Source organism: Yersinia similis, from assembly GCF_001053095.1.
Lineage (GTDB): Bacteria > Pseudomonadota > Gammaproteobacteria > Enterobacterales > Enterobacteriaceae > Yersinia > Yersinia similis.
In genome coordinates this window covers 73,717-94,077 of the sequence record NZ_CGBP01000005.1, presented here as the reverse complement: position 1 = coordinate 94,077, position 20,361 = coordinate 73,717, and the positions used below count along the sequence as shown (strand labels likewise).

The following is a 20,361-nucleotide window of genomic DNA, read 5'->3' as shown; positions in this document are numbered from 1 at the left end:
AGACGGTTGTTCAAAGTTTGTCTGATTATGGGTCACCATATTTGATTACCCATGGTGAGTTTGATACAGTTTTTCACGGAGCAGGGACGGCTTATGTATAAGATTAGTTTGTTACGGTTGGCACAGAGGGAGTTAGTGAGATTGCCCGTAGGCGTACAGGCGGTACTGATTAAGGCGATGGAGGAGCTTGAAGCTTGTGGTCATGAACTGAGAGAGCCTCATGTACGGGATATGGGGCAGGGGTTAAAAGAATTACGCGTAAGCGCTAAAGAAGGTATCGGGCGTGGCTTTTTCTTTTACCACCTCCATCGGCAGGTTTATATCATTCACATCCTACAGAAGAAAACACAAAAAACCCCAAGACGGACACTGATATTGGCTTATCGGCGCATGAAAGAACTCAAACGGAGATTGCAGTCATGAAAAAAACAGACGATTTTGACATCATTCCTTTTGCGGTGGTTAAAGCAGCAGCGTTAAGTCATCCGCAGGTGAATGACGCCTATACGGATTTACAAATTCGGCAAGCGATGATGACTGAACTGAAAGCTGCCCGCCAACAATGCAATTTGACTCAAGAAGAGGTCGCACTGCGAGCGGGACTGAAGAAACAAAATATCAGTCGTATGGAGAAAGGCATTATTTCACCTAACCTCACCACCTTGAGCCGCTATGCTGCTGCGCTAGGAGGGACCTTCGTTTTTCAATTCAACCCAAACTCACCTTATGCGACTAAGGAGTAAAGGACTCACCTCAGCAGTACAAGGGCATATAATAAGTGCAATGGCACATAATATTTAGCGGGCTAAGGTAAAGTTACTGAGTCGTGTCGGCTATCTTATTTACCAATTTTTTCAAACGGTTATTAATCGTAGTGACTGATAATGCTCGGTTGTCAGCTAAATAACGGTCTTTAGCTGCGGGCGCGGAACTTTGAATGGCAATCAATGACCAACTATTGCCATTTTTTAGCAGCAGAGGTGAGCCGCTGTCACCTGGCAGCGTATCGCATTGGTGAGCGAGAACACCTTGCTGCGCCCAACCAGTTACTAAACAATCTTCATGCTTATAAAGCGTATTGAGGTTGTCGAGTGGATAACCGGCTTGCGTTACCTTACGGTTAACCAATTTAAGCGCTTTTGTCAGTTCATTTGCAGTACCTTCCCATAAAGGCAACGGTTTGATGGGGATAGGCGCTGCATTTGTTAATTGAATTAATGCAAAATCATATGCAGCGGCGGCAGGTGGCACAATCCAGCCATCACCATCGGCTTTGAGTTTCTGACCTAATTTGGCATCAACCCGGGTTTTCAGATTAGTAATTTGATATTTCCAATGGCCCTTATCGGAAATGAATCGCAACGCGACGGCTTGGTCAATATTACCAGGAGGAGCCAATACACAATGGCCTGCAGTTAATGCCAATCGGGGGGAGATCAATGTTGCAGTGCAAAGGTTACCGCTGGCCGTTTCAACTTGCCCAATGGCTTCCCATGGCCATTGGAGGCTGTTTGTTACCGCAGTACGATCATCTTTACCAAAAAACAGAGCTGTTTGGTCTTCAATGCTGTTACCTCCGCCCGGTTTATCCAGAGCGAAAGCGGTGGCAATGGAAATGAATAGCAAGCTAAGTAGTAATAAAAATAAACGCATAAATAATTAACCTTGCTTTTTTTACTGACTAAGGAGTCATCCAATAACACACCTTGAACCTTGCTGATAAAGCAACTCGTTGTGGTCCTGCTATGGCTAATTATACCCAAGTTACTTCAAGATGCAGCTAACTCCCCTGCATCTTGAAAGACGACGGAGATATACTCCAAATAATTCGAGTTGCAGGGAAACTGCAGGTTCATACTATAAATAAAAAAATAGCGTGACCAGCCCGAAAATAACCAAAGTAGAGAAAATTATTTCAAATAAATAGCGGCGCAGCATTGTCAGCACTCCTGATAAAAAACACCCGGAGAACCGGGTGTTGAGTGAATCATTTTTAACAGGTCAATCGAGAATGGTTAGCTACACCTGTCTCCAGATCAATGTGGCTATTTAATGGCTGGTGCTACGGTAGGTGCTTTGTGGCTATGTGCCGCTTTATGGTGTTTTTTGGCTGCCTGGGCTTTTTGTCCAGGGGCGGTTTTATTCGTGTTTTTTATTGCGTTCGGTTTTTGTACTTTTTTGTGGTACATGGTTTTAGCTGATGCGCTATGTACTGCTGGTGCTGTAGCCATTGGTGTGGCTTGCGGTGCTACGGTGTCGGCTGCAAAGGCAACAGAAGATAAACTCAAGGTTGCAGCAACAATCAGAGCCAATACTGTTTTCATGATTCATTCCTCAGTGTTCTGTTCATATACCGGCCCCGCTGGGTCGTTATAATCAGAGTAGAGAAAACATCTCAAGGCTTCAGTGAGTCATTAGTTTCGGCTTGTAACCGATTGTACAGCATCGTGCTCCCTATTTGTTATCAAGGCATGGCATTCTATATTTCATCACTGTGACGTTTGCCGTATTGCCACAAATCTGGTGAGTGATTTATTTGCCTACGCTACGTGTAATAAATCAGTCATATATATTATTTATTTAGACTGGGTGTATATTAACCAGTAAGTTACTTTTTATATAGATTTAAGTAGAATTGGAGTCAGTGAGTTTCAAAATGAATCAACACTGGCCTGTTGGATTGCGTATTGAAAATAGAGATGAAAAAATATCAACCTAATTATCAGGCTGTGTGTTTACTGTACTTATGTCATGTTAAGTAAAGAACAACAATTTAACTGACTGATTAATTGTAGAGTTCAGCAAAATAATTGACAGCAATTAGAGAAATATATCTTATATCAAATAAATGTTGATTTTATGTTTGATAATGCTTGAATATTGTTTTGTGAATCAAGCAAAAGGGAATTTTTATGCTTTTAAAAAATACGAGGGAACAGTTTGGATATATCACTATTGCTATCCACTGGTTGGCTGCATTAACGGTATATGCACTGTTTGCTCTGGGGCTATGGATGGTGACTTTGGGCTACTACGATGGTTGGTATCACCAGGCACCAGAAATACATAAAAGCGTGGGATGCATCCTTTTTATTGTGATGCTTTTTAGGGTGATTTGGCGCTTTATTTCACCGCCACCTAAGCCTTTATCGAGCTATAACCGCTTGACTCGGGCCAGTGCAGTATTGGCCCATTTAATGTTATATAGCCTTCTGTTCTGTATTATGCTTAGTGGCTATTTAATCTCTACTGCAGACGGACAACCTATTAATGTATTTGGCTGGTTTACTATATCCGCAACGTTGACAGGGTTACCTAATCAGGCTGATGCCGCTGGCAATATACATCTCTATTTGGCGTGGGCCGTGGTAGTGCTATCACTATTACATGGCTTAGCTGCACTTAAACACCACTTTATTGATGGTGATATTACCCTTAAACGGATGCTAGGACGTAGCACCAATTAACTTACTGTATTATGGAGAATTTCGCATGTTTAATAAGACCCTGTTGGGCCTGAGTCTTGGCGTACTGATGTTTACTGCTGGTAGCGCTGTAGCTGCCGATTATAAAATCGATAAAGAAGGGCAACACGCTTTTATCGAATTCCGGATTAAACATTTAGGTTATAGCTGGTTATATGGCAGCTTTAACGATTTTGACGGCTCTTTCACATTTGATGATAAAAATCCGGCGGCTGATAAAGTTAATGTTGTGATCAATACCAATAGCGTTGATACCAATCATGCTGAACGTGATAAACACCTACGTAGTAAAGATTTTTTAAATGTTGCTAAATTCCCTCAGGCAAAATTTGAGTCAACTGAAGTGAAGAAAAATGGTGATGGTTATTCTATTATCGGTAACCTGACGTTAAATGGTGTGACTAAACCGGTGACGTTGGAAAGTAAACTGACAGGGCAGGGTAACGACCCATGGGGGGGGTATCGTGCTGGCTTTGAAGCCAACGGTAATATCAAGTTGAAAGATTTCAATATTACGACAGATTTAGGGCCAGCTTCTCAAGAAGTCGAATTGATCCTGTCAGTAGAAGGTGTTCAGGTTAAATAATAGAATTCAGTCACCTTATTTAAAGCAGACTGCTGACAAACTCCGATGACTCGATCTTGAGCGGTGAGGTAGGCAGAAGAGTAAAGTGTCCGTGCCACGGATAATGAAATGGACGCTCCAACTTTGACGGCATCAAAGTGCCTAAATGTGAGTGTCAAAACTCAGAAGAAGGAGCGTCCACATGAAAGTATCTACTCTTGGTATCGACTTGGCAAAAAATGTTTTCCAGCTTCATGGTGTCGGCAGCAATGGTCAAACTGTCCTGAAGAAGAAATTCACCCGCAATAAATACCTCCCTTTTCTCATGCAGATACTTTATACGAACGTACCAGTACAGTGAGTACCAGTAATGTCACTATACCCAGTCCCCAGATGAACCAAAGAGCATAACCCGCCCAGTTGATCATGATAGGGAAGGAATCGGCCACCCCACGCCATGCTGATAATACCAGCGGTAACCACGCATCAACCCACGACTGTGGCACTAAATTGAACATCTGTTCACGGAGTTGTGATATTAATGGCATTGTGCCGTCTTGTGTCGCATTAGCTAATGCAGGCAACCAATTAAGCAAACTGAAAACGCCCCATGCAAGCAGTGTCCACAACACCATAACCACCAACAAAATGATAATGGCCCAACTATTTTTCGTCATGGTTTACTCCGTTTTGATGGATTGTCCACAGGGAAAACAGAAGTGGTTTTCTACCATGCTTATCTTATGTTCTTCTATTATGGCTGTACGAAAACATCATAAACCCTAGTGTTAACTCCAAGGTAAAGTATTCAATGGGATATTTACATTTAATTACTTAGAGCGCTTTTTTATTTCCGGGAAGGGAGGTGATGATTAATTGCCCAATTTCATTACTGTTTAAGCATCTTCTATTTCTGCTAGCTCTATCATTTTCCACTAATAATGGGTTCTGATGCTCTAATTCTCAACTCAATAACCGAGTATCTTGGGCGACACTTAGTTACAACATACAAATAGCCTTTGAAATAAGACACCGTGCGATATGTCACCGATTTAATGATCTTTATTTCCGTATTCTATTGTAATTATTGATAAATTTAATTTTCAGCAAGGCAAAGGAAGCGAATCCCTGATCTGCTTCCAAAGATGTTACACAAGCAAGTAACTGGGGTGAAAGAAGACAGCCAACACATGAAACGTGAAGTTAGATGGGTAGAGGTTCTGTGGATATAAAAGCCTGACAAATTTGATTGCGTCAGGCTTATTTCGCATTAAAAATCAGAGATAACGGCGTTCTAAATGCTGGCGGAAATATCGGGGATTAAGGGGTTCCCCCGTCGCTTTTGTGATCAGTTCAGCTGTCGGGTAACGGCTACCGTGCTGCCATATATGCTGTTGTAACCAGTTGAATAACGGGGTGAGATTGCCGCTAGCAATGTGAGTATCTAACGCCGGAATTGCGCTTCGCGCAGCGTGGAATAACTGGGCCGCATACATAGCACCCAATGTATACGTTGGGAAATAACCAAAGGCCCCATCCGTCCAATGGATATCTTGCATACAACCGTTACGATAATCTCCCTCTGTATTGACCCCCAGATACTGTTGCATTTTTTCATTCCACAGTGCGGGTATATCCTCTACTTCAATCTCACCGCCAATGAGTGCTTTCTCTATTTCATAGCGCAAAATGACATGAGCAGGGTAGCTGACTTCATCTGCATCAACGCGAATAAGGCCTGTTTTAACCCGTTGATTAAGCGCGATGAAATTATGTTCTGCAAAAGCAGGCTGCTCACCAAATTGTTGTATGACCAGTGGGCGGATCACTTGCAGGAACTCATTACTGCGGGCTAATTGCATTTCAAACAGCAGACTTTGAGATTCATGGATTGCCGTTGAACGGGCATGTGAGATGGGTTGCCCCAACCATTCACGTGGTAAATTCTGTTCATAACGGGCGTGGCCTGTTTCATGTACGATGCCCATTAAAGCACTGAGAAATTCCTGATCATTATAGCGGGTCGTGATACGGACATCTTGAGGAACGCCACCGCAGAATGGGTGCACACTGACATCTACCCGTCCGCCATTGAAGTCAAAACCAAGGACCTTCATCACGCTAAGCCCTAACTGCCGCTGTTTTTCTAAATCGAATGGCCCCTGTGGTATCAGGCATGGGTCACTGCTTTGTTGTTTAGTTGTCACCTCTTGTAATAATGCGGGGAGCCATTGCTTAAGATCGCCAAAGATACGATCAATATCAGCGCTGTTAGTACCGGGTTCGTATAAATTCAATAATGCATCGTAGCCCGATGTACCCGCTGCTTCAGCGCGTATTTTGGCTTCTTCACGGCTTAGTTTAACAACTTCACGTAGATTTTCTGCAAAACCAGCCCAATCGTTCGCAATGCGTTGTTGACGCCAGGCATGTTCACAGCGGGCACCTGCCAATGATTTAGCTTCTACCAAACTTTCCGGTAATAAAACCGCATTGTGATAGTGACGATGCATTTCACGCAAATTAGCCAGCTGTAGTTCATCAATCGATTGTTCATCAAGCAATTCTTGTTCCGCTTGTTTCAACCATTCACCTATTTGTGGGGCGGTCAGAATCTGATGCTGCAATACATTAAGCTCAGCCATGGCTTCTGAGCGAGCAAGATTTCCTTTCGGGGGCATCATCGTCTGCATATCCCAACCTGCAATAGCTGACAAATGTTCAAAGCGGGAAAGGCGTGTAAAGGCTGTACGCAGGTGGTTATAAGCGGTCATCATAAATCACTCCATAGTAGTTCGCGAAGTAGTAAGTTCGCGAAGAATTAGTTCTGTTCGCGCATTAATTCTGACCAGCGGATAGAGGCAAGTGTATTCTTACCGGCCAACTGAAGCGGAAACTGGCTCCACCTAATGGACTGGTATTGACAGAGATACTGCCTTGGTAGGCCAGTGCAATAGAATGGACAATGGCCAGCCCCAATCCACAGCCACCAGTGGCACGGTCACGGCTGGGATCTAAACGAACAAAGGGTTCAAAAATTCGTGTCCGTTCTTCTGGCGGGATACCGGGGCCGTCATCTTCAACCTGTAGGCAGGTGTTATCACCATCGAACCACAGCCCTATGCGCAGTCGTTGATATGAATAGCGTAGGGCATTATTGACCAGGTTATCCAGCACTCGCTCCATCAGACGCAGGTCAACGGCACCAAAATCACCACGGTGGGGAATATCAAGTTCGATCTCACGCTCTTGATGAATCAAGCGGATATCCATGATTTTGGTTGTTAGCCAGGCCGGTAGGTCGATAGGTTCCAGATTGAGGGAAACTTGTGGGCGATCTAAACGAGCATAGGTCAGTAGTTCATCGATAAGTGCTTCCAATTGACCGATATCATGATTTAACGCCTGCTGTTCGCTTTCGGTCAGGTTATCACTCATCGCTAATCGATAACGTAAACGTACCAATGGTGTCCGTAGTTCGTGTGCTATGCCATCAATCAGCAATTTTTTGCTGACAATCAGGGTGTTGAGGTTGTCAGCCATTTGGTTAAAAGCCACGCCTAAACGGCTTAAACTGGAGGTGGGGTCGAAATGAGTCCGTTCGTCAAGGTGGCCCGAGCCCAGTCTCTGAGCGGCATTTTCTAATTTGAGAAGATCTTTCCAGTGCGGTCTCATCCAAAGAAATACCGGGAGAGCTAATGACAGGCCAATCAAGATTAATAGTGCTAAATCGAGCAAGCGCATCTGGTGTAAATAAAACAGATAAGGGACCGGACCAACCGCCAGAACATAGTGGCTACGAGGGATACGTTGCAGGAAGGTATATTCATCATCCAACGCAACAATTTCCCCCGCACGCAGACGTTTGTTCAATTGTGCGCCAAGATCACGTTTATCTAATGGTTCGATATGAAGTTGAAAAGAAAGATTTAAATCTAATGTCGCGATAGTTTTATTCCAGTCTTTTAGCGGGATCTCCCGCAATTCGCTGCGCATCAGTGATAGTGAACTTTTCATCAGGTCATCTAAAGACTGACGACCCGCGCGCTCAGCGGTGACCTTATAAACCAGCCCAACCAGCATCGCCATTACCATGAAGCAAACGAATAACAACAAGAAAAACTGAATAAATAGCTTTCTCATTACTGCTTGGACTCCCAGGCATTGGGTGCAAACAAATAACCTTTGTTACGCACCGTTTTGATCCGGAATGGTTCCAGTGCATTGTCATAGAGTTTGCGACGTAAGCGAGAGATAGCGACATCTATACTCCGGTCCATACCGTCATAGCTGATCCCGCGTAAATTTTTCAATAACGCCTCGCGAGCCATAATGACTCCAGCATGCGTCGCCAATTCCCATAAAAGATCAAAGTCGGAGGTTGATAAGGGAATTTCTTCATCATCCAAATTGACTTGCCGGTTAACCGGGTCAATACATAGCAGCCCAAAATGAATCGCATTGTAACCAGTGGGTGGGGAGCTTATTGTATCTTTGGCTTGCAAGGGGGTCTGTTGGCGTAATCGTTGATTCTGTTGGCGGAAATGTAGCCGTAAGCGGGCGAGTAGCACGGCTGGCGGTGTCGTTTTTAGAATATAGTCATTCGCGCCCATCTCTAGGGCGAGAATATGGTTCATATCGCTGTCCAGCGATGTCAGCAAGACTATCGGGCCATCATAGTGGGGCCGTAGGTCACGGCACAGGGTCATGCCATCTTTTCCAGGTAACATGATATCAAGCAACACCAGATCGGGCTGTTGCTGTTCAATGACGGCTTGTGCGGTATCACCACGTGGCTCAACAAATACATCAATGTCATGCTTGCCAAGGTAAGCCGCTATCAGCTTTCCGACCTCCGGGTCGTCTTCCACAAAAACGATTTTGTTCATGTCTTCCTGCTTATAAAAATAGCTGGACTCAGAATAGCGTGCAGTTAATAACAAGACTAGTTAATAGCAAGACTAGCAGTAACAAGACAGGTCGCAACAAGGTTAGATGCCAGATAATACCACTACTTATTAAACGGTTTATTAATGTCGTCGATTGACGACTAGACAACCAGCAAATCATTTCATTATATTATCGATGGTTATTATATCGTCATCTTTATTTGGATTCGTCTATCGTTTATATACCAATATCCGTAATGATCAACTGAGGACGAAGGGATGAGTGGCGAACGCGTCAGTGCACCACAGTGCAGTAGAAAAGTCTGCTTTGATTACACGGAATTTCTCGCGGCTTCTTGCAAAAAGCATTGGAGCTTTGTTGATGCTATTTATGGCGTGATGCCTATTTTTGGTATGGTGGTGAAGTCACAAACTGAATTAGAGAGAACACCGCAAGCTCAGCTTACGGCATTGGCGCTGCAAGTATTATCAACACAACTCAGTGATGAGACCAATATTATTCGATTGATTAAATTAGCAAAACAGCTTGGTATCACGGCATTGGATATCCAATTACCTTACCCATTGGAAGCTGCTCAACTTGGAACAATCAAGCAGAAATTCCCCGCTGAAATGGCATTGAGTCAGAAAGATGAATGTCTATCTGTGAATTTATCCCAAATGCCAAATGATTAGTTTTTGAAGAACGGGTCACTAACCTAGTGCATCATTAACCATGTCGCTGGGATAGTGGCGAGTAACACGAGGAAAATCGCCGCCCGCTCAACCGTATTCAGCAACTTCAGGCCTTCATGCCCTCTACGTGCATAAATAAACACCAATAATCCTGGAGCATACAAAAGCACAGACAACAGCAAATACACTAAACCAGCAGCATAAATCAGCCATAAACCGTATAGACAAGCCCCACTGGCGGCAACGATCAAACGCCAATCCTGCCGTTTCAATGCCACTTTAAATAAGAATGCGCCGACCAGAAAATAGGGCACCAGAATCATTTCCGAGGCAATTGTCAGCAAAGTATTGTAATTACTGCCTGTCAGCCAAATCAAAACCAGCGCAACTTGTACAGCACTGTTGGTTAACCATAAGGATTGAGCTGGCGCGTTGTTTTTATTTTGGTGGCAGAATATTTTAGGGAAAGCGCCATGTTTAGCTGCCACCATCGGCACTTCAGCTGCCATAATTGTCCAGCTAAGATAAGCGCCACAGACAGAAATAATCAGCCCGGTGGCGATAATTACTTCTCCCCATGGGCCAATCATTTCGACCATAATGCCCGCCATTGAGGGATTACGCATACCTGCTAATTCCGCCCGAGGCACCACGCCGAGTGATAATAAGGTAATCAGCAGGTAGACGCTAAGGGCTGAAATTACGGCTAACATCGTGGCACGGCCCACATCTTTCTTATTGCGCGCTCGGGCAGAGACAACCACCGCACCTTCGACACCAATAAAGACCCATAAGGTGATCAGCATGGTATCTTTTACTTGCTGCCAAACGGGCGTGTGTAGCGCTAAGCCAGTGAAGTCGATACTAAAGGTATCGAGGCTAAATGTGATACCAGCCAGAATAATAAAGCCACCAATAGGTAACAGTTTGGCCAATGTTGCAGCCAAATTGATACTGGCTGCAGTCTGTACACCGCGCAGTACCAGTGCGTGAACCAGCCATAACAGAAATGATGCCCCTAACAATGCCTGCCAGGTGTTACCTTCACCAAAAATGATGCTGCCGGATTTATCGGTAAAAAAGCTCAGTGCTGCAAAAACAATCACCAAGTAAGATACGTTAGCGATCACCGCACATAGCCAATAACCCCACGCAGAGAAAAAGCCGATAAGGTCACCAAAACCCTCTTTAGCATAGGTAAATATCCCACCATCGAGATCAGGGCGTAAGCGAGTTAGTAGCAACATGGCGAATGCCAGGAAAATGATCCCGATGCCAGTAATACTCCAACCAATGAGCAGTGCTGCAGGGCTAGCGACTTCAGCCATGTTTTGCGGCAGGCTAAAGACACCCGCGCCTAGCATTGAGCTAAGAACCAGCGCTGTTAGCGCAGTCAGACCGAGTTTCTTTTCCAATTATGGATCCTGATTTTAAAGTATTAATGAATGGTTACTGGCTTGTAAATAGCATTATATGAGGCAAATTTAGCAATATCTAACAGATAATAGCCCAGAACTTTTGAGGGATTTTACGGAGTGATTGGTGATGATGCAATGATTGGATATGCGATTTTAACAAAAAATTATTCAGTATAAGGAGGTGGTTAAAAAATGAATGCAACACGGATAAAAGAAGGGCAGCACTCGGCTGCCCTTAAGATAATTATTTGAATAAATCGGCACTGACGCTCAGATTGCCACCACTTTTGTTCTGCCATTGGCGAGTCACATGGTAGTACTTCGCACCTTTTGCCGCGGCACGTTTAGCGACTTCATGCGAAACATCAGTCATACTGTTGAAGTGACCAGTAAAGCTGACAGAATCAAACGGCACCATCTGAGCTGCGGTTGTATTGTTCAACTCTTGAATTTGGGTGCCATCAGGTAAGGTTACGGTGTAACGTTTCCCTGTTGATGACTGAGTCTCGAAGAAACGGCCTACATCACTACTTGGTGTACCGGATGAGGCAACACCTGGAATTTCAACATTTGCGGCTGCAGCACCACCCGCAGCCAGCGCTGCACGGCCAGCATCTGAGTCAGCAGGGATAACATCTGGGCTTTGCACCACACGTTTTGCTGCATCGGCTTTATAGACATAAGCAGTAATAAACTGGTTTCCACCCTGATTAGCATCAACCTGGCGCACAATAAAGAAGGAATATGCCCCTTTCTCTTTTGCCACTTTAGAAATCGCATCGTTAATGTCAGGTTGGCTACGGAAGAAACCACTAACAGAAACGGTATCATAAGGCTGAAGGGTATAAGCTTCTGTTTTTGGTAATTCTCTAACACCATTAAAGACGCGATACTGAGTTTCTTTGCTCACTTCCTCGGCATCATTATGGTAAAGATCGGCCGTTACACGCCAATTACCACCATTATTGCTGCTGTTAATATCCTGGATGTAGAAGGAATTGGCACCCAATTTATCAGCACGGCGGGATACCGCATCAGCTGCTTCATTGATTGCATTAAATCTGCCTGTAATAGTAATGCGATCAAACGGCTTAATGGCTGCTGCTTGCTCTGGTGCGAGTTCTTTTGCCGCATGTGCAGCAGAGAGCGCAGTGAGTGATAGCAATGCCGATGCGATGATCGTGTATTTCAGCTTCATAAAAAATCCTTTCGCCTTGCGCATTAACGTTGATACGTGCGGAACAATTGATGTGTAACAGAATAGCAGATGATTATTGCATGTAATAATGGCAAGTGTCTCAGCAATTTATACGGCCTGGCATATCAATCGAGAGGTTTAGCCGGATTGTTCTTTATCTGAAGAATACGGATAAGCTTTACGATTAGTGGCTTTAACCTCATAAGTGCTGTTTATTTACATTTTTGTAACGCCACGCCGTGCTATCACTGGATTGTCTTACTTTCACAGAACGGGTTATTTTGGTGCAAAGTTGCAGGACAAGCCGCTAGTAAATATTATTTTTATAGTTAATTATACAGAGTTCTTTCCGCCTGCCAGTTTTACTGCAAAAACTGCACCAGAAGCTCACACAGATATGGATCATAAGTCATATTTTCAGTAGGTTATAGGGAGCGTAACTCAGCAGGTTTTGTTGGTGAGCAAACAGAACCGAACGATAGGCAGGATGACAATACTCATCATCAAAAACAGGTAAAAAGGGAACATTATGCGTATTGGTGTACCAAGAGAGCGGTTGGCCAATGAAGCCAGGGTTGCAGCAACGCCGAAAACGGTGGAACAATTGCTGAAATTAGGCTTCACGGTGGCAATTGAAAGTGGAGCGGGGCATTTAGCCAGCTTTGACGATGCGGCGTACCAAGAAGCGGGTGCCATCATTACGGATACCACTAATGTGTGGCAATCCGATCTTATCCTGAAGGTGAATGCTCCCTTCGAAGATGAAATTGCGCTGATGCGTGAGGGGAGCACGTTGGTCAGTTTTATTTGGCCAGCTCAGAACCCTGAGTTGCTGCAAAAACTGGCAGAGCGTCAAGTCACTGTATTAGCGATGGATTCAGTGCCGCGTATCTCCCGCGCGCAATCCATGGATGCCCTTAGCTCTATGGCAAATATTGCCGGTTACCGTGCCATTGTTGAGGCGGCTCATGAGTTTGGCCGTTTCTTCACCGGGCAGATAACCGCTGCGGGTAAAGTTCCACCTGCGAAGGTGATGATCATCGGTGCCGGAGTAGCTGGTTTAGCTGCTATTGGTGCGGCGGGGAGCCTCGGGGCTATCGTGCGTGCTTTTGACACCCGTCCTGAAGTAAAAGAACAAGTCCAGAGTATGGGCGCTGAATTCCTTGAGTTGGATTTTGAAGAGGAAGCGGGCAGTGGCGATGGTTACGCCAAAGTGATGTCCGAGGCCTTTATCAAAGCAGAGATGGAACTGTTTGCCGCGCAAGCCGCAGAAGTGGACATTATTGTCACTACCGCGCTGATCCCTGGTAGACCTGCACCGCGCCTGATCACCAAAGAGATGGTTGCGTCGATGAAATCGGGTAGTGTGATTGTCGATCTGGCGGCTCAGACGGGCGGTAACTGTGAGTTGACGGTGGCTGATAAAGTAACCATCACGGAAAATGGCGTAAAAATCATTGGCTATACAGATCTACCAAGCCGCTTACCAACGCAGTCTTCACAGCTCTATGGTACTAACCTCGTTAACTTATTGAAGTTACTTTGCAAAGAGAAAAACGGCGAGATCGATATTGATTTCGAAGATACTGTGATTCGCGGTGTTACCGTGGTTAAAACCGGCGAAGTAACCTGGCCTGCACCACCTATTCAGGTTTCAGCTCAGCCGCAGGCTGCCAAAGCGGCCCCAATAATGAAGGAAGAAACTAAACCCTCATCGCCGTGGACCAAATACATCATTATGGCGGTTGCTATTGTGTTGTTTGGTTGGTTGGCGAATGTGGCCCCACCAGAATTTTTATCTCACTTTACGGTCTTTGCACTGGCGTGTGTGGTTGGTTACTACGTGGTGTGGAATGTCAGCCATGCGCTGCATACGCCGCTGATGTCAGTGACTAACGCGATTTCGGGCATTATTGTGGTTGGTGCGTTGTTGCAGATTGGTGACGGTGGCTGGGTAACTTTCTTCTCCTTTATTGCTGTGCTGATTGCTAGCATCAACATTTTTGGTGGCTTCACTGTCACCCAGCGTATGCTGAAAATGTTCCGTAAAAACTAAGCTATATAGAAATTAGCTGGTATAAAAATGTCATATAAAAACAAAGGGGTAACTGATGTCTAGTGGTCTCGTTACAGCTGCGTACATAGTTGCTGCGATCTTATTTATCTTCAGTTTGGCTGGGCTGTCGCGCCATGAAACATCCAGACAAGGCAATTCTTTCGGTGTCGCCGGGATGGCCATCGCGTTAATCGCAACCATCCTGGGGCCTGATTCAGGTAATGTTGCCTGGATAATCATTGCTATGGTCATCGGTGGTGCGATTGGTATCTATCTGGCGAAGAAAGTCGAAATGACTGAAATGCCAGAGTTGGTAGCGATTCTGCATAGCTTCGTTGGTTTGGCCGCAGTTCTGGTTGGTTTTAACAGCTATCTGAGTCATGGTTCGATGATGGATGCGGTGATGGAGAACATTCATCTGACCGAAGTCTTCCTCGGCATCTTTATCGGTGCGGTGACATTTACCGGTTCTATCGTCGCCTTCGGTAAATTACGTGGGGTTATCTCATCCAAGCCATTGATGTTACCGCAACGCCATAAGCTGAATTTAGTAGCGCTGGTTGTTTCCTTCCTCTTGATGGTTACGTTCGTCAGAACGGATAGCATTAGCCTGCAAGTGGTTGCGCTGCTATTGATGACCATAATTGCGCTGGGCTTTGGCTGGCATCTGGTGGCTTCAATTGGCGGTGCAGACATGCCCGTTGTTGTTTCAATGCTGAACTCTTACTCTGGTTGGGCAGCAGCAGCAGCAGGCTTTATGCTGAGTAATGACCTGTTGATTGTGACGGGTGCATTGGTTGGTTCTTCTGGTGCGATTCTGTCTTACATCATGTGTAAAGCGATGAACCGTTCATTTATCAGTGTCATTGCCGGTGGCTTCGGTACTGATGGTTCTTCTACCGGTGATGCTGAAGAAATGGGTGAATATCGTGAAGCCACAGCAGAAGACGTGGCGGAGCAACTGAGAAATGCCAGTTCAGTTATTATTACTCCAGGTTATGGGATGGCGGTAGCGCAGGCACAGTATCCAGTTGCTGAAATTACCGCAAAACTGCAAGCTCGTGGGATCAAAGTACGTTTTGGTATCCATCCGGTTGCCGGGCGTTTACCTGGTCACATGAACGTATTATTGGCTGAAGCTAAAGTGCCTTATGACGTGGTACTGGAAATGGATGAAATCAACGATGATTTCTCAAGTACGGATGTTGTTCTGGTGATTGGTGCCAACGATACCGTTAACCCTGCGGCTCTCGAAGATCCACGTAGCCCGATTGCGGGTATGCCAGTACTTGAAGTGTGGAAAGCACACAGTGTCATAGCCTTTAAACGTTCAATGAATACTGGTTATGCGGGTGTACAGAACCCATTGTTCTTTAAGGAAAATACTCAGATGCTGTTCGGTGATGCTAAAGACAGCGTAGAAGCTATTTTACGTGCGCTGAATAATTAAAGCGTGTTGATTAGTCTCCATCGGATTGCTCAGGGCCACTTTGGTGGCCCTGATTTTGAGATTTAACATAGGGTGGCTTTTGAAAGGGGGATTACTTAGCATCCTCCTGATCTTCATTGCCTTCTATCGGGCAGGTAAATCCTTCTGGCTTAATTGCCAGCAAATCACATTTCAAATTATCGATCACATGTTCGGTCGTATTACCGATAAAGGCCGCAGACAAACCGGTACGGCCCAATGTCCCCAAAACCACCACCCCAGCATTCAGGTGTTCAGCTAAATCAGGGATCACCTCTTCAGGTAAGCCTTTTTCCACATGAGTGAATTTTTCATCAATACTAAACTGCTGGCGCAATGCTTTCATCGCCACCAAATGTTGACCGCGAATAGCATCGTTATAGACACTCGGGTCAAAATCAGGTAGTTCAATGGTGATATTTATTGGGGTCACTGGGTAGGCGCTAATCAGATGAACGGGCGTTTGGTTGACATGTTCTGCCAACTCGAGGGTTTCTTTGACTAAGCGTAAATTGAGCGGATCATGTAGTGGATCTTCACTTGAGAGATTCACCGCCACCAGCGCGGTACCTACCTCTGGCCATGGCTGATCTTTTACCATCCACACCGGGCATGGACATTTACGTAATAAATGCCAATCAGTTGGCGTAAAGATAATTGATTCTAGGCGATCGTGTTGATGTGCCATTTTTAGCAGCAAATCGTGCTTCGCATTCAGAACTTCCTGAATAATGGCTTCGTATGGCCGGTTATGCCACACCACTTTGATATCAATTGGGATACCCGAGTCGATATAAAAACGGCACTGTTCGCTGATCCAAGCTGAACGCTGGCTGATAACCCCTTTACGCATCGCTGTGCGTTCATCCGGTGATAGCAAGGTTGTCATGTCATATGACAGATCATAAATAGCTAAAAATGCTTTGATTGTGCCACCATTACGTTGCACAAGGTAAACCGCACGTCTCAATGCGGGTTGATCATCCTGATTGGGGTCTATAGCAACCAGAATATTCTGATACTTTCCCATAGCGTCTCCTTACAACCGTGAATTAACAGTCTGTTAGTTAAAGAGTAAACCATGATAGAGAAACAGGATAGGTGGGAGAGGGATAACCAGACCAATAAGTAGGCATTTTATTGATCTGGTCTCTAACAATCTAACTATAGACGAGGTTTTGGGTTACCTGCCAACTGAGCCAGTGCTTCGTTATTTTCAATCGTGATGTATTTTCCTTTCACGCTGAGAATATCACTTTTCTGGAAACGCCCCAGTAAGCGGCTAATCGTTTCCACTGTAAGGCCTAAATAGTTACCAATATCACCACGGGTCATAGTCAAGCGAAATTCACGAGGTGAGAAACCGCGCTGAGCAAAACGATAAGATAGATTGTAGATAAATGCAGCCAGACGCTCTTCCGCATTCTTTTTAGAGAGCAGCAGGATCATATCTTGATCGCCTTTGATTTCACCGCTCATCAAACGCATTATCTGTTGGCGCAGATTAGGCATTTTACCAGAGAGATCATCCAAGGTATCAAATGGGATTTCACACACCATTGATGTTTCCAACGCTTGGGCAAAACTTGGGTGTTGCAGATTACTGATCGCATCGAAACCGACTAAATCACCCGCCAGATGGAAACCGGTAATTTGTTCATCGCCTTCTTCGGTAATTGTGTAGCTTTTAATGGTCCCAGAACGGATAGCATACAGGGACTTAAGTTCATCACCTGCTTTAAACAGCGCCTGTCCTTTTTGAATAGGTTTTTTCCTTTCAATGATATTGTCGAGCTGATCAAGCTCATGCTCATTTAAGGTAAACGGAATACAGAGCTGACTGATGCTGCAGTCTTGACAGTGAATTGCACACCCACCAGACTGGATTCGTCGGATAACGCGTTTTTCAGGGATCATAGGGTATTCCCATTAATATTGATATGCGTCAATTTTAACATCTTTTAGTGCTTCTGATAAGAGCAACAATGATTAGCAACCTAAAAGATAACCCTCATGTATTAATAACCAACGCTTTCGGTCCACCCCGCCCGCATAACCAGTCAATGCCCCTTGTGATCCAATCACCCGATGGCAGGGAACAACAATAGAAATGGGATTCAGCCCATTGGCCATGCCGACTGCCCGAGAAGCCGTGGGGCGATTAATGCGTTTTGCCAGTTCCCCATAAGAAATAGTTTCCCCACAAGGTATTTTGCGTAGTTCTTGCCAAACTTGACGCTGAAAATCAGTACCCGCTGTTTTGACGGGAAGGGTATCAATAATGCTTAATTCACCTGCAAAATAGCGCTGCATACTCTCGCTCAATCCACCTGGGTTGCGTTTCTCAACCAAAGTGAAAGTATCCGCACCGTAATGGTTACGTAGTAATTTCATCAGACGGTCATGATGGTCAGTCCAATCAATGGCACGTAACTGGTTTTCTTCGTCTGCAATAAGCAATAATTCACCCTGTGGGGTCGCCATCCGATCAATAAAGAACGTTTTCATAACTCTCCATAGTAGCTATTCACTGGTTAAATTTTTCCCACATTATTATTGCATGAAATATAGCATCATTAGGTCACTTATCCGGAGCAGCAGCATTATTCCACTGAATGAAATAACCAAGAGAATTTAGCTGAACTTGATGGTGGGCGAAGAATTAAATGCTCTCTGGACGGGCGCATGGATAGGGCACGAAAACGTTTGAATGATAATTAGTGATATCTGTCATAAAAGCGTCATCCGGCTGTTCTAGTATCCGTTGTAACCAATAAATACAAATTGTATGACTTTTTTACAACAAGGAATTATATCGATGAATCGTGTACCTACTTTATCCGGCATAGCATTATCGACCCTGTTACTGTCCAGCACGCTATTGACGCCTAATGCTATTGCGGCTGCTACTGGCTTATATGACCGTGCAGCACATGGTGATGTTACTCAATTTGGCGGCGCACGTCGTTTGAGTGAGGACCAAACCCAGGCTCTGCGTGACTCGCTGTCCAATAAAACAGTAAAAAATGTCATTTTATTGATTGGTGATGGGATGGGAGATTCCGAAATCACGTCTGCCCGTAACTATGCGATGGGGGCCGGTGGTTTCTTTAAAGGAATTGATGCGCTGCCGCTGACTGGGCAATACACGCACTATGCACTTGATAAAAAAACACAAAAACCAAACTATGTGACTGACTCTGCTGCATCTGCAACGGCCTGGTCATCTGGCGTAAAAACGTATAATGGGGCGTTGGGAGTTGATGTTTTTGGTAAAGACCATGTCACGTTGCTGGAGCTGGCCAAAAAAGCAGGCAAAGCGACCGGTAATGTCTCTACCGCTGAACTACAAGATGCCACTCCTGCCGCGCAGTTTGCCCACGTTACCGGTCGTAAGTGCTATGGTCCGGAAGAAACCAGTGAGAAATGCAGTACTAACGCATTGGAAAAAGGGGGCCGTGGCTCTATTACTGAGCAGATGATTGATGGGCGTGCTGATGTCACGCTTGGCGGTGGTGCGACATCATTCAGCCAGGTCGCTAAAGCCGGTGAGTGGAAAGACCAGTCGTTACGTGATCAGGCGCTAGCCCGCGGCTACGTCATTGTTGAGAACCTTGATGACCTGAATGCAATAAAACAAGCTAATCAACAGAAACCTCTATTGGGCTTGTTCTCGCCAGGTAATATGCCCGTGCGTTGGCAGGGGCCGAAAGCCTCCTATCATGGCAATCTGGATAAACCGCCAGTGGTGTGTGAAAACAATGCTGAGCGGACCCGCGATATTCCAACATTGGCTGTCATGACGGAAAAAGCAATTGACCTGCTGAAAACTAATGAGAATGGCTTCTTCTTGCAAGTTGAAGGGGCTTCGATTGATAAACAGGATCACTCCGCTAACCCATGTGGTCAGTTTGGTGAAACGGTTGATCTGGATGAAGCGGTACAAAAAGCGCTGGAGTTTGCCCGTGCTGATGGCAATACCTTGGTGATTGTGACGGCTGATCATGCTCACTCCAGCCAGATTATCGAGCCTGAAGCTAAGGCGCCGGGTCTGACTCAGGCATTAACTACCAAAGATGGCGCGATCATGGCGATCAGCTATGGTAACTCTGAAGACGATTCTCAAGGCCATACCGGGTCACAATTGCGGATAGCGGCTTATGGTCCCCACGCGGCTAACGTCGTAGGTTTAACTGACCAAACTGATTTGTTCTTCACCATGCGGGATGCGATGGCACTTAAATAAGCCGCCTGTTATCTCACTGGAACATCCCGGCGCAGCAATGGCCGGGATTTTTGCTTATATCCCGTCTCGGTAATCCTGCTTATATCTGGCAAATCCTGTTTATATTTGACGCATTGCACCAAGCCAATACCATCCATTTTGTCTTTATCTGTCCCCCATACTCCAATGACTCTGGGTATAGAAGAATACATCCAGTAGACTGCATCATTTTAGCTAACTGAATACCGAGTCTTTGCTAGCTGAATGCATAATCAACTGGCATAATCGATATATTGAGCGCAGCTACTGACGTGGTGTTATGCGAAAGAAATATATCCACTTTTTACATTGGATTATTTTT

Annotated in this window: 20 protein-coding genes and 1 pseudogene; 10 read left to right on the top strand and 11 right to left on the bottom strand. The window is 45.1% G+C overall.

Features of this window, described 5'->3' with window-relative positions; all coding sequences use genetic code 11:
- The first annotated feature begins 93 nt into the window (after window positions 1–93).
- Both AC971_RS05795 and AC971_RS05790 read left to right on the top strand, forming a co-directional pair.
- Window positions 94–423, top strand: coding sequence for a type II toxin-antitoxin system RelE/ParE family toxin (locus AC971_RS05795; protein ID WP_025383972.1), 330 nt, complete (start codon window positions 94–96; stop codon window positions 421–423).
- Entirely contained in the window at window positions 420–743 is a 324-nt protein-coding gene (locus AC971_RS05790; protein ID WP_025383971.1) for a helix-turn-helix domain-containing protein, read from the top strand. Before AC971_RS05795 ends, AC971_RS05790 begins: the two co-directional genes overlap by 4 nt.
- Before the next feature lie 73 nt (window positions 744–816).
- On the opposite strand, the gene AC971_RS05785 is transcribed toward AC971_RS05790, so the two are convergent.
- Both AC971_RS05785 and asr read right to left on the bottom strand, forming a co-directional pair.
- Window positions 817–1,653, bottom strand: a complete 837-nt coding sequence (locus AC971_RS05785) for a trypsin-like serine peptidase (protein WP_025383970.1) — start codon at window positions 1,651–1,653, stop codon at window positions 817–819.
- Between the two features lie 392 nt (window positions 1,654–2,045).
- Entirely contained in the window at window positions 2,046–2,324 is a 279-nt protein-coding gene (asr, locus tag AC971_RS05780) for an acid resistance repetitive basic protein Asr (protein WP_025383969.1), read from the bottom strand.
- 588 nt (window positions 2,325–2,912) lie between these two features.
- Between asr and AC971_RS05775 the strand changes: the two genes are divergently transcribed.
- The 3 genes and pseudogenes from AC971_RS05775 to AC971_RS24185 form a co-directional block, all read left to right on the top strand.
- Entirely contained in the window at window positions 2,913–3,467 is a 555-nt protein-coding gene (locus tag AC971_RS05775) for a cytochrome b (RefSeq protein ID WP_025383968.1), read from the top strand.
- 25 nt (window positions 3,468–3,492) lie between these two features.
- A complete protein-coding gene (locus AC971_RS05770; protein WP_025383967.1) occupies window positions 3,493–4,071 on the top strand; it encodes a YceI family protein in 579 nt (192 codons plus the stop codon).
- Between the two features lie 181 nt (window positions 4,072–4,252).
- A pseudogene (locus AC971_RS24185) lies at window positions 4,253–4,384 on the top strand (IS110 family transposase); the annotation flags it as partial.
- On the opposite strand, the gene AC971_RS05765 reads toward AC971_RS24185, so the two are convergent.
- The 4 genes from AC971_RS05765 to rstA form a co-directional block, all read right to left on the bottom strand.
- Window positions 4,374–4,727, bottom strand: a complete 354-nt coding sequence (locus tag AC971_RS05765) for a hypothetical protein (protein WP_038402266.1) — start codon at window positions 4,725–4,727, stop codon at window positions 4,374–4,376. The pseudogene AC971_RS24185 and the gene AC971_RS05765 overlap by 11 nt on opposite strands.
- Window positions 4,728–5,327: 600 nt before the next feature.
- Window positions 5,328–6,827 (bottom strand): carboxypeptidase M32, encoded by a 1,500-nt coding sequence (locus AC971_RS05760; RefSeq protein ID WP_025383966.1) that lies wholly within the window; start codon window positions 6,825–6,827, stop codon window positions 5,328–5,330.
- Window positions 6,828–6,888: 61 nt separating this feature from the next.
- Window positions 6,889–8,193, bottom strand: coding sequence for a two-component system sensor histidine kinase RstB (gene rstB / locus AC971_RS05755; RefSeq protein WP_038402265.1), 1,305 nt, complete (start codon window positions 8,191–8,193; stop codon window positions 6,889–6,891).
- The gene (rstA, locus tag AC971_RS05750) at window positions 8,193–8,939 is read right to left on the bottom strand and encodes a two-component system response regulator RstA (RefSeq protein ID WP_025383964.1); all 747 of its coding nucleotides are present in this window, start codon (window positions 8,937–8,939) and stop codon (window positions 8,193–8,195) included. Before rstA ends, rstB begins: the two co-directional genes overlap by 1 nt.
- A 279-nt stretch (window positions 8,940–9,218) precedes the next feature.
- Between rstA and AC971_RS05745 the strand changes: the two genes are divergently transcribed.
- Window positions 9,219–9,635 (top strand): hypothetical protein, encoded by a 417-nt coding sequence (locus AC971_RS05745; RefSeq protein WP_025383963.1) that lies wholly within the window; start codon window positions 9,219–9,221, stop codon window positions 9,633–9,635.
- Window positions 9,636–9,658: 23 nt separating this feature from the next.
- Here the strand turns inward: AC971_RS05745 and AC971_RS05740 are convergent, their stop codons facing one another.
- Both AC971_RS05740 and ydgH read right to left on the bottom strand, forming a co-directional pair.
- Window positions 9,659–11,050 carry an amino acid permease gene (locus tag AC971_RS05740; protein WP_025383962.1) on the bottom strand — a complete coding sequence of 464 codons (1,392 nt, stop codon included), beginning with the start codon at window positions 11,048–11,050 and terminating at the stop codon, window positions 9,659–9,661.
- Between the two features lie 247 nt (window positions 11,051–11,297).
- Window positions 11,298–12,251, bottom strand: a complete 954-nt coding sequence (gene ydgH / locus AC971_RS05735; protein WP_025383961.1) for a DUF1471 family protein YdgH — start codon at window positions 12,249–12,251, stop codon at window positions 11,298–11,300.
- 205 nt (window positions 12,252–12,456) lie between these two features.
- Here ydgH and AC971_RS25580 point away from each other — a divergent pair, with 205 nt between their 5' ends.
- The 3 genes from AC971_RS25580 to pntB all read left to right on the top strand — a co-directional run bounded on the left by AC971_RS25580 (window position 12,457) and on the right by pntB (window position 15,757).
- Window positions 12,457–12,675: a hypothetical protein gene (locus tag AC971_RS25580; RefSeq protein ID WP_038402264.1), complete on the top strand. Its 219-nt coding sequence runs from the start codon at window positions 12,457–12,459 to the stop codon at window positions 12,673–12,675.
- A 105-nt stretch (window positions 12,676–12,780) separates the two neighbouring features.
- Window positions 12,781–14,307, top strand: a complete 1,527-nt coding sequence (gene pntA / locus AC971_RS05730) for a Re/Si-specific NAD(P)(+) transhydrogenase subunit alpha (protein ID WP_025383960.1) — start codon at window positions 12,781–12,783, stop codon at window positions 14,305–14,307.
- A 55-nt stretch (window positions 14,308–14,362) separates the two neighbouring features.
- The gene (gene pntB / locus AC971_RS05725; RefSeq protein WP_025383959.1) at window positions 14,363–15,757 is read left to right on the top strand and encodes a Re/Si-specific NAD(P)(+) transhydrogenase subunit beta; all 1,395 of its coding nucleotides are present in this window, start codon (window positions 14,363–14,365) and stop codon (window positions 15,755–15,757) included.
- 91 nt (window positions 15,758–15,848) lie between these two features.
- Here the strand turns inward: pntB and uspE are convergent, their stop codons facing one another.
- From uspE to ogt, 3 genes are all read right to left on the bottom strand, one after another.
- Entirely contained in the window at window positions 15,849–16,805 is a 957-nt protein-coding gene (gene uspE, locus AC971_RS05720; RefSeq protein WP_025383958.1) for a universal stress protein UspE, read from the bottom strand.
- A gap of 134 nt (window positions 16,806–16,939) precedes the next feature.
- The gene (locus AC971_RS05715) at window positions 16,940–17,692 is read right to left on the bottom strand and encodes an FNR family transcription factor (RefSeq protein WP_025383957.1); all 753 of its coding nucleotides are present in this window, start codon (window positions 17,690–17,692) and stop codon (window positions 16,940–16,942) included.
- A gap of 72 nt (window positions 17,693–17,764) precedes the next feature.
- Window positions 17,765–18,283, bottom strand: a complete 519-nt coding sequence (ogt, locus tag AC971_RS05710) for a methylated-DNA--[protein]-cysteine S-methyltransferase (RefSeq protein ID WP_025383956.1) — start codon at window positions 18,281–18,283, stop codon at window positions 17,765–17,767.
- Between the two features lie 310 nt (window positions 18,284–18,593).
- Between ogt and phoA the strand changes: the two genes are divergently transcribed.
- The gene (gene phoA / locus AC971_RS05705) at window positions 18,594–20,021 is read left to right on the top strand and encodes an alkaline phosphatase (protein ID WP_025383955.1); all 1,428 of its coding nucleotides are present in this window, start codon (window positions 18,594–18,596) and stop codon (window positions 20,019–20,021) included.
- The last annotated feature ends 340 nt before the right edge of the window (window positions 20,022–20,361 follow it).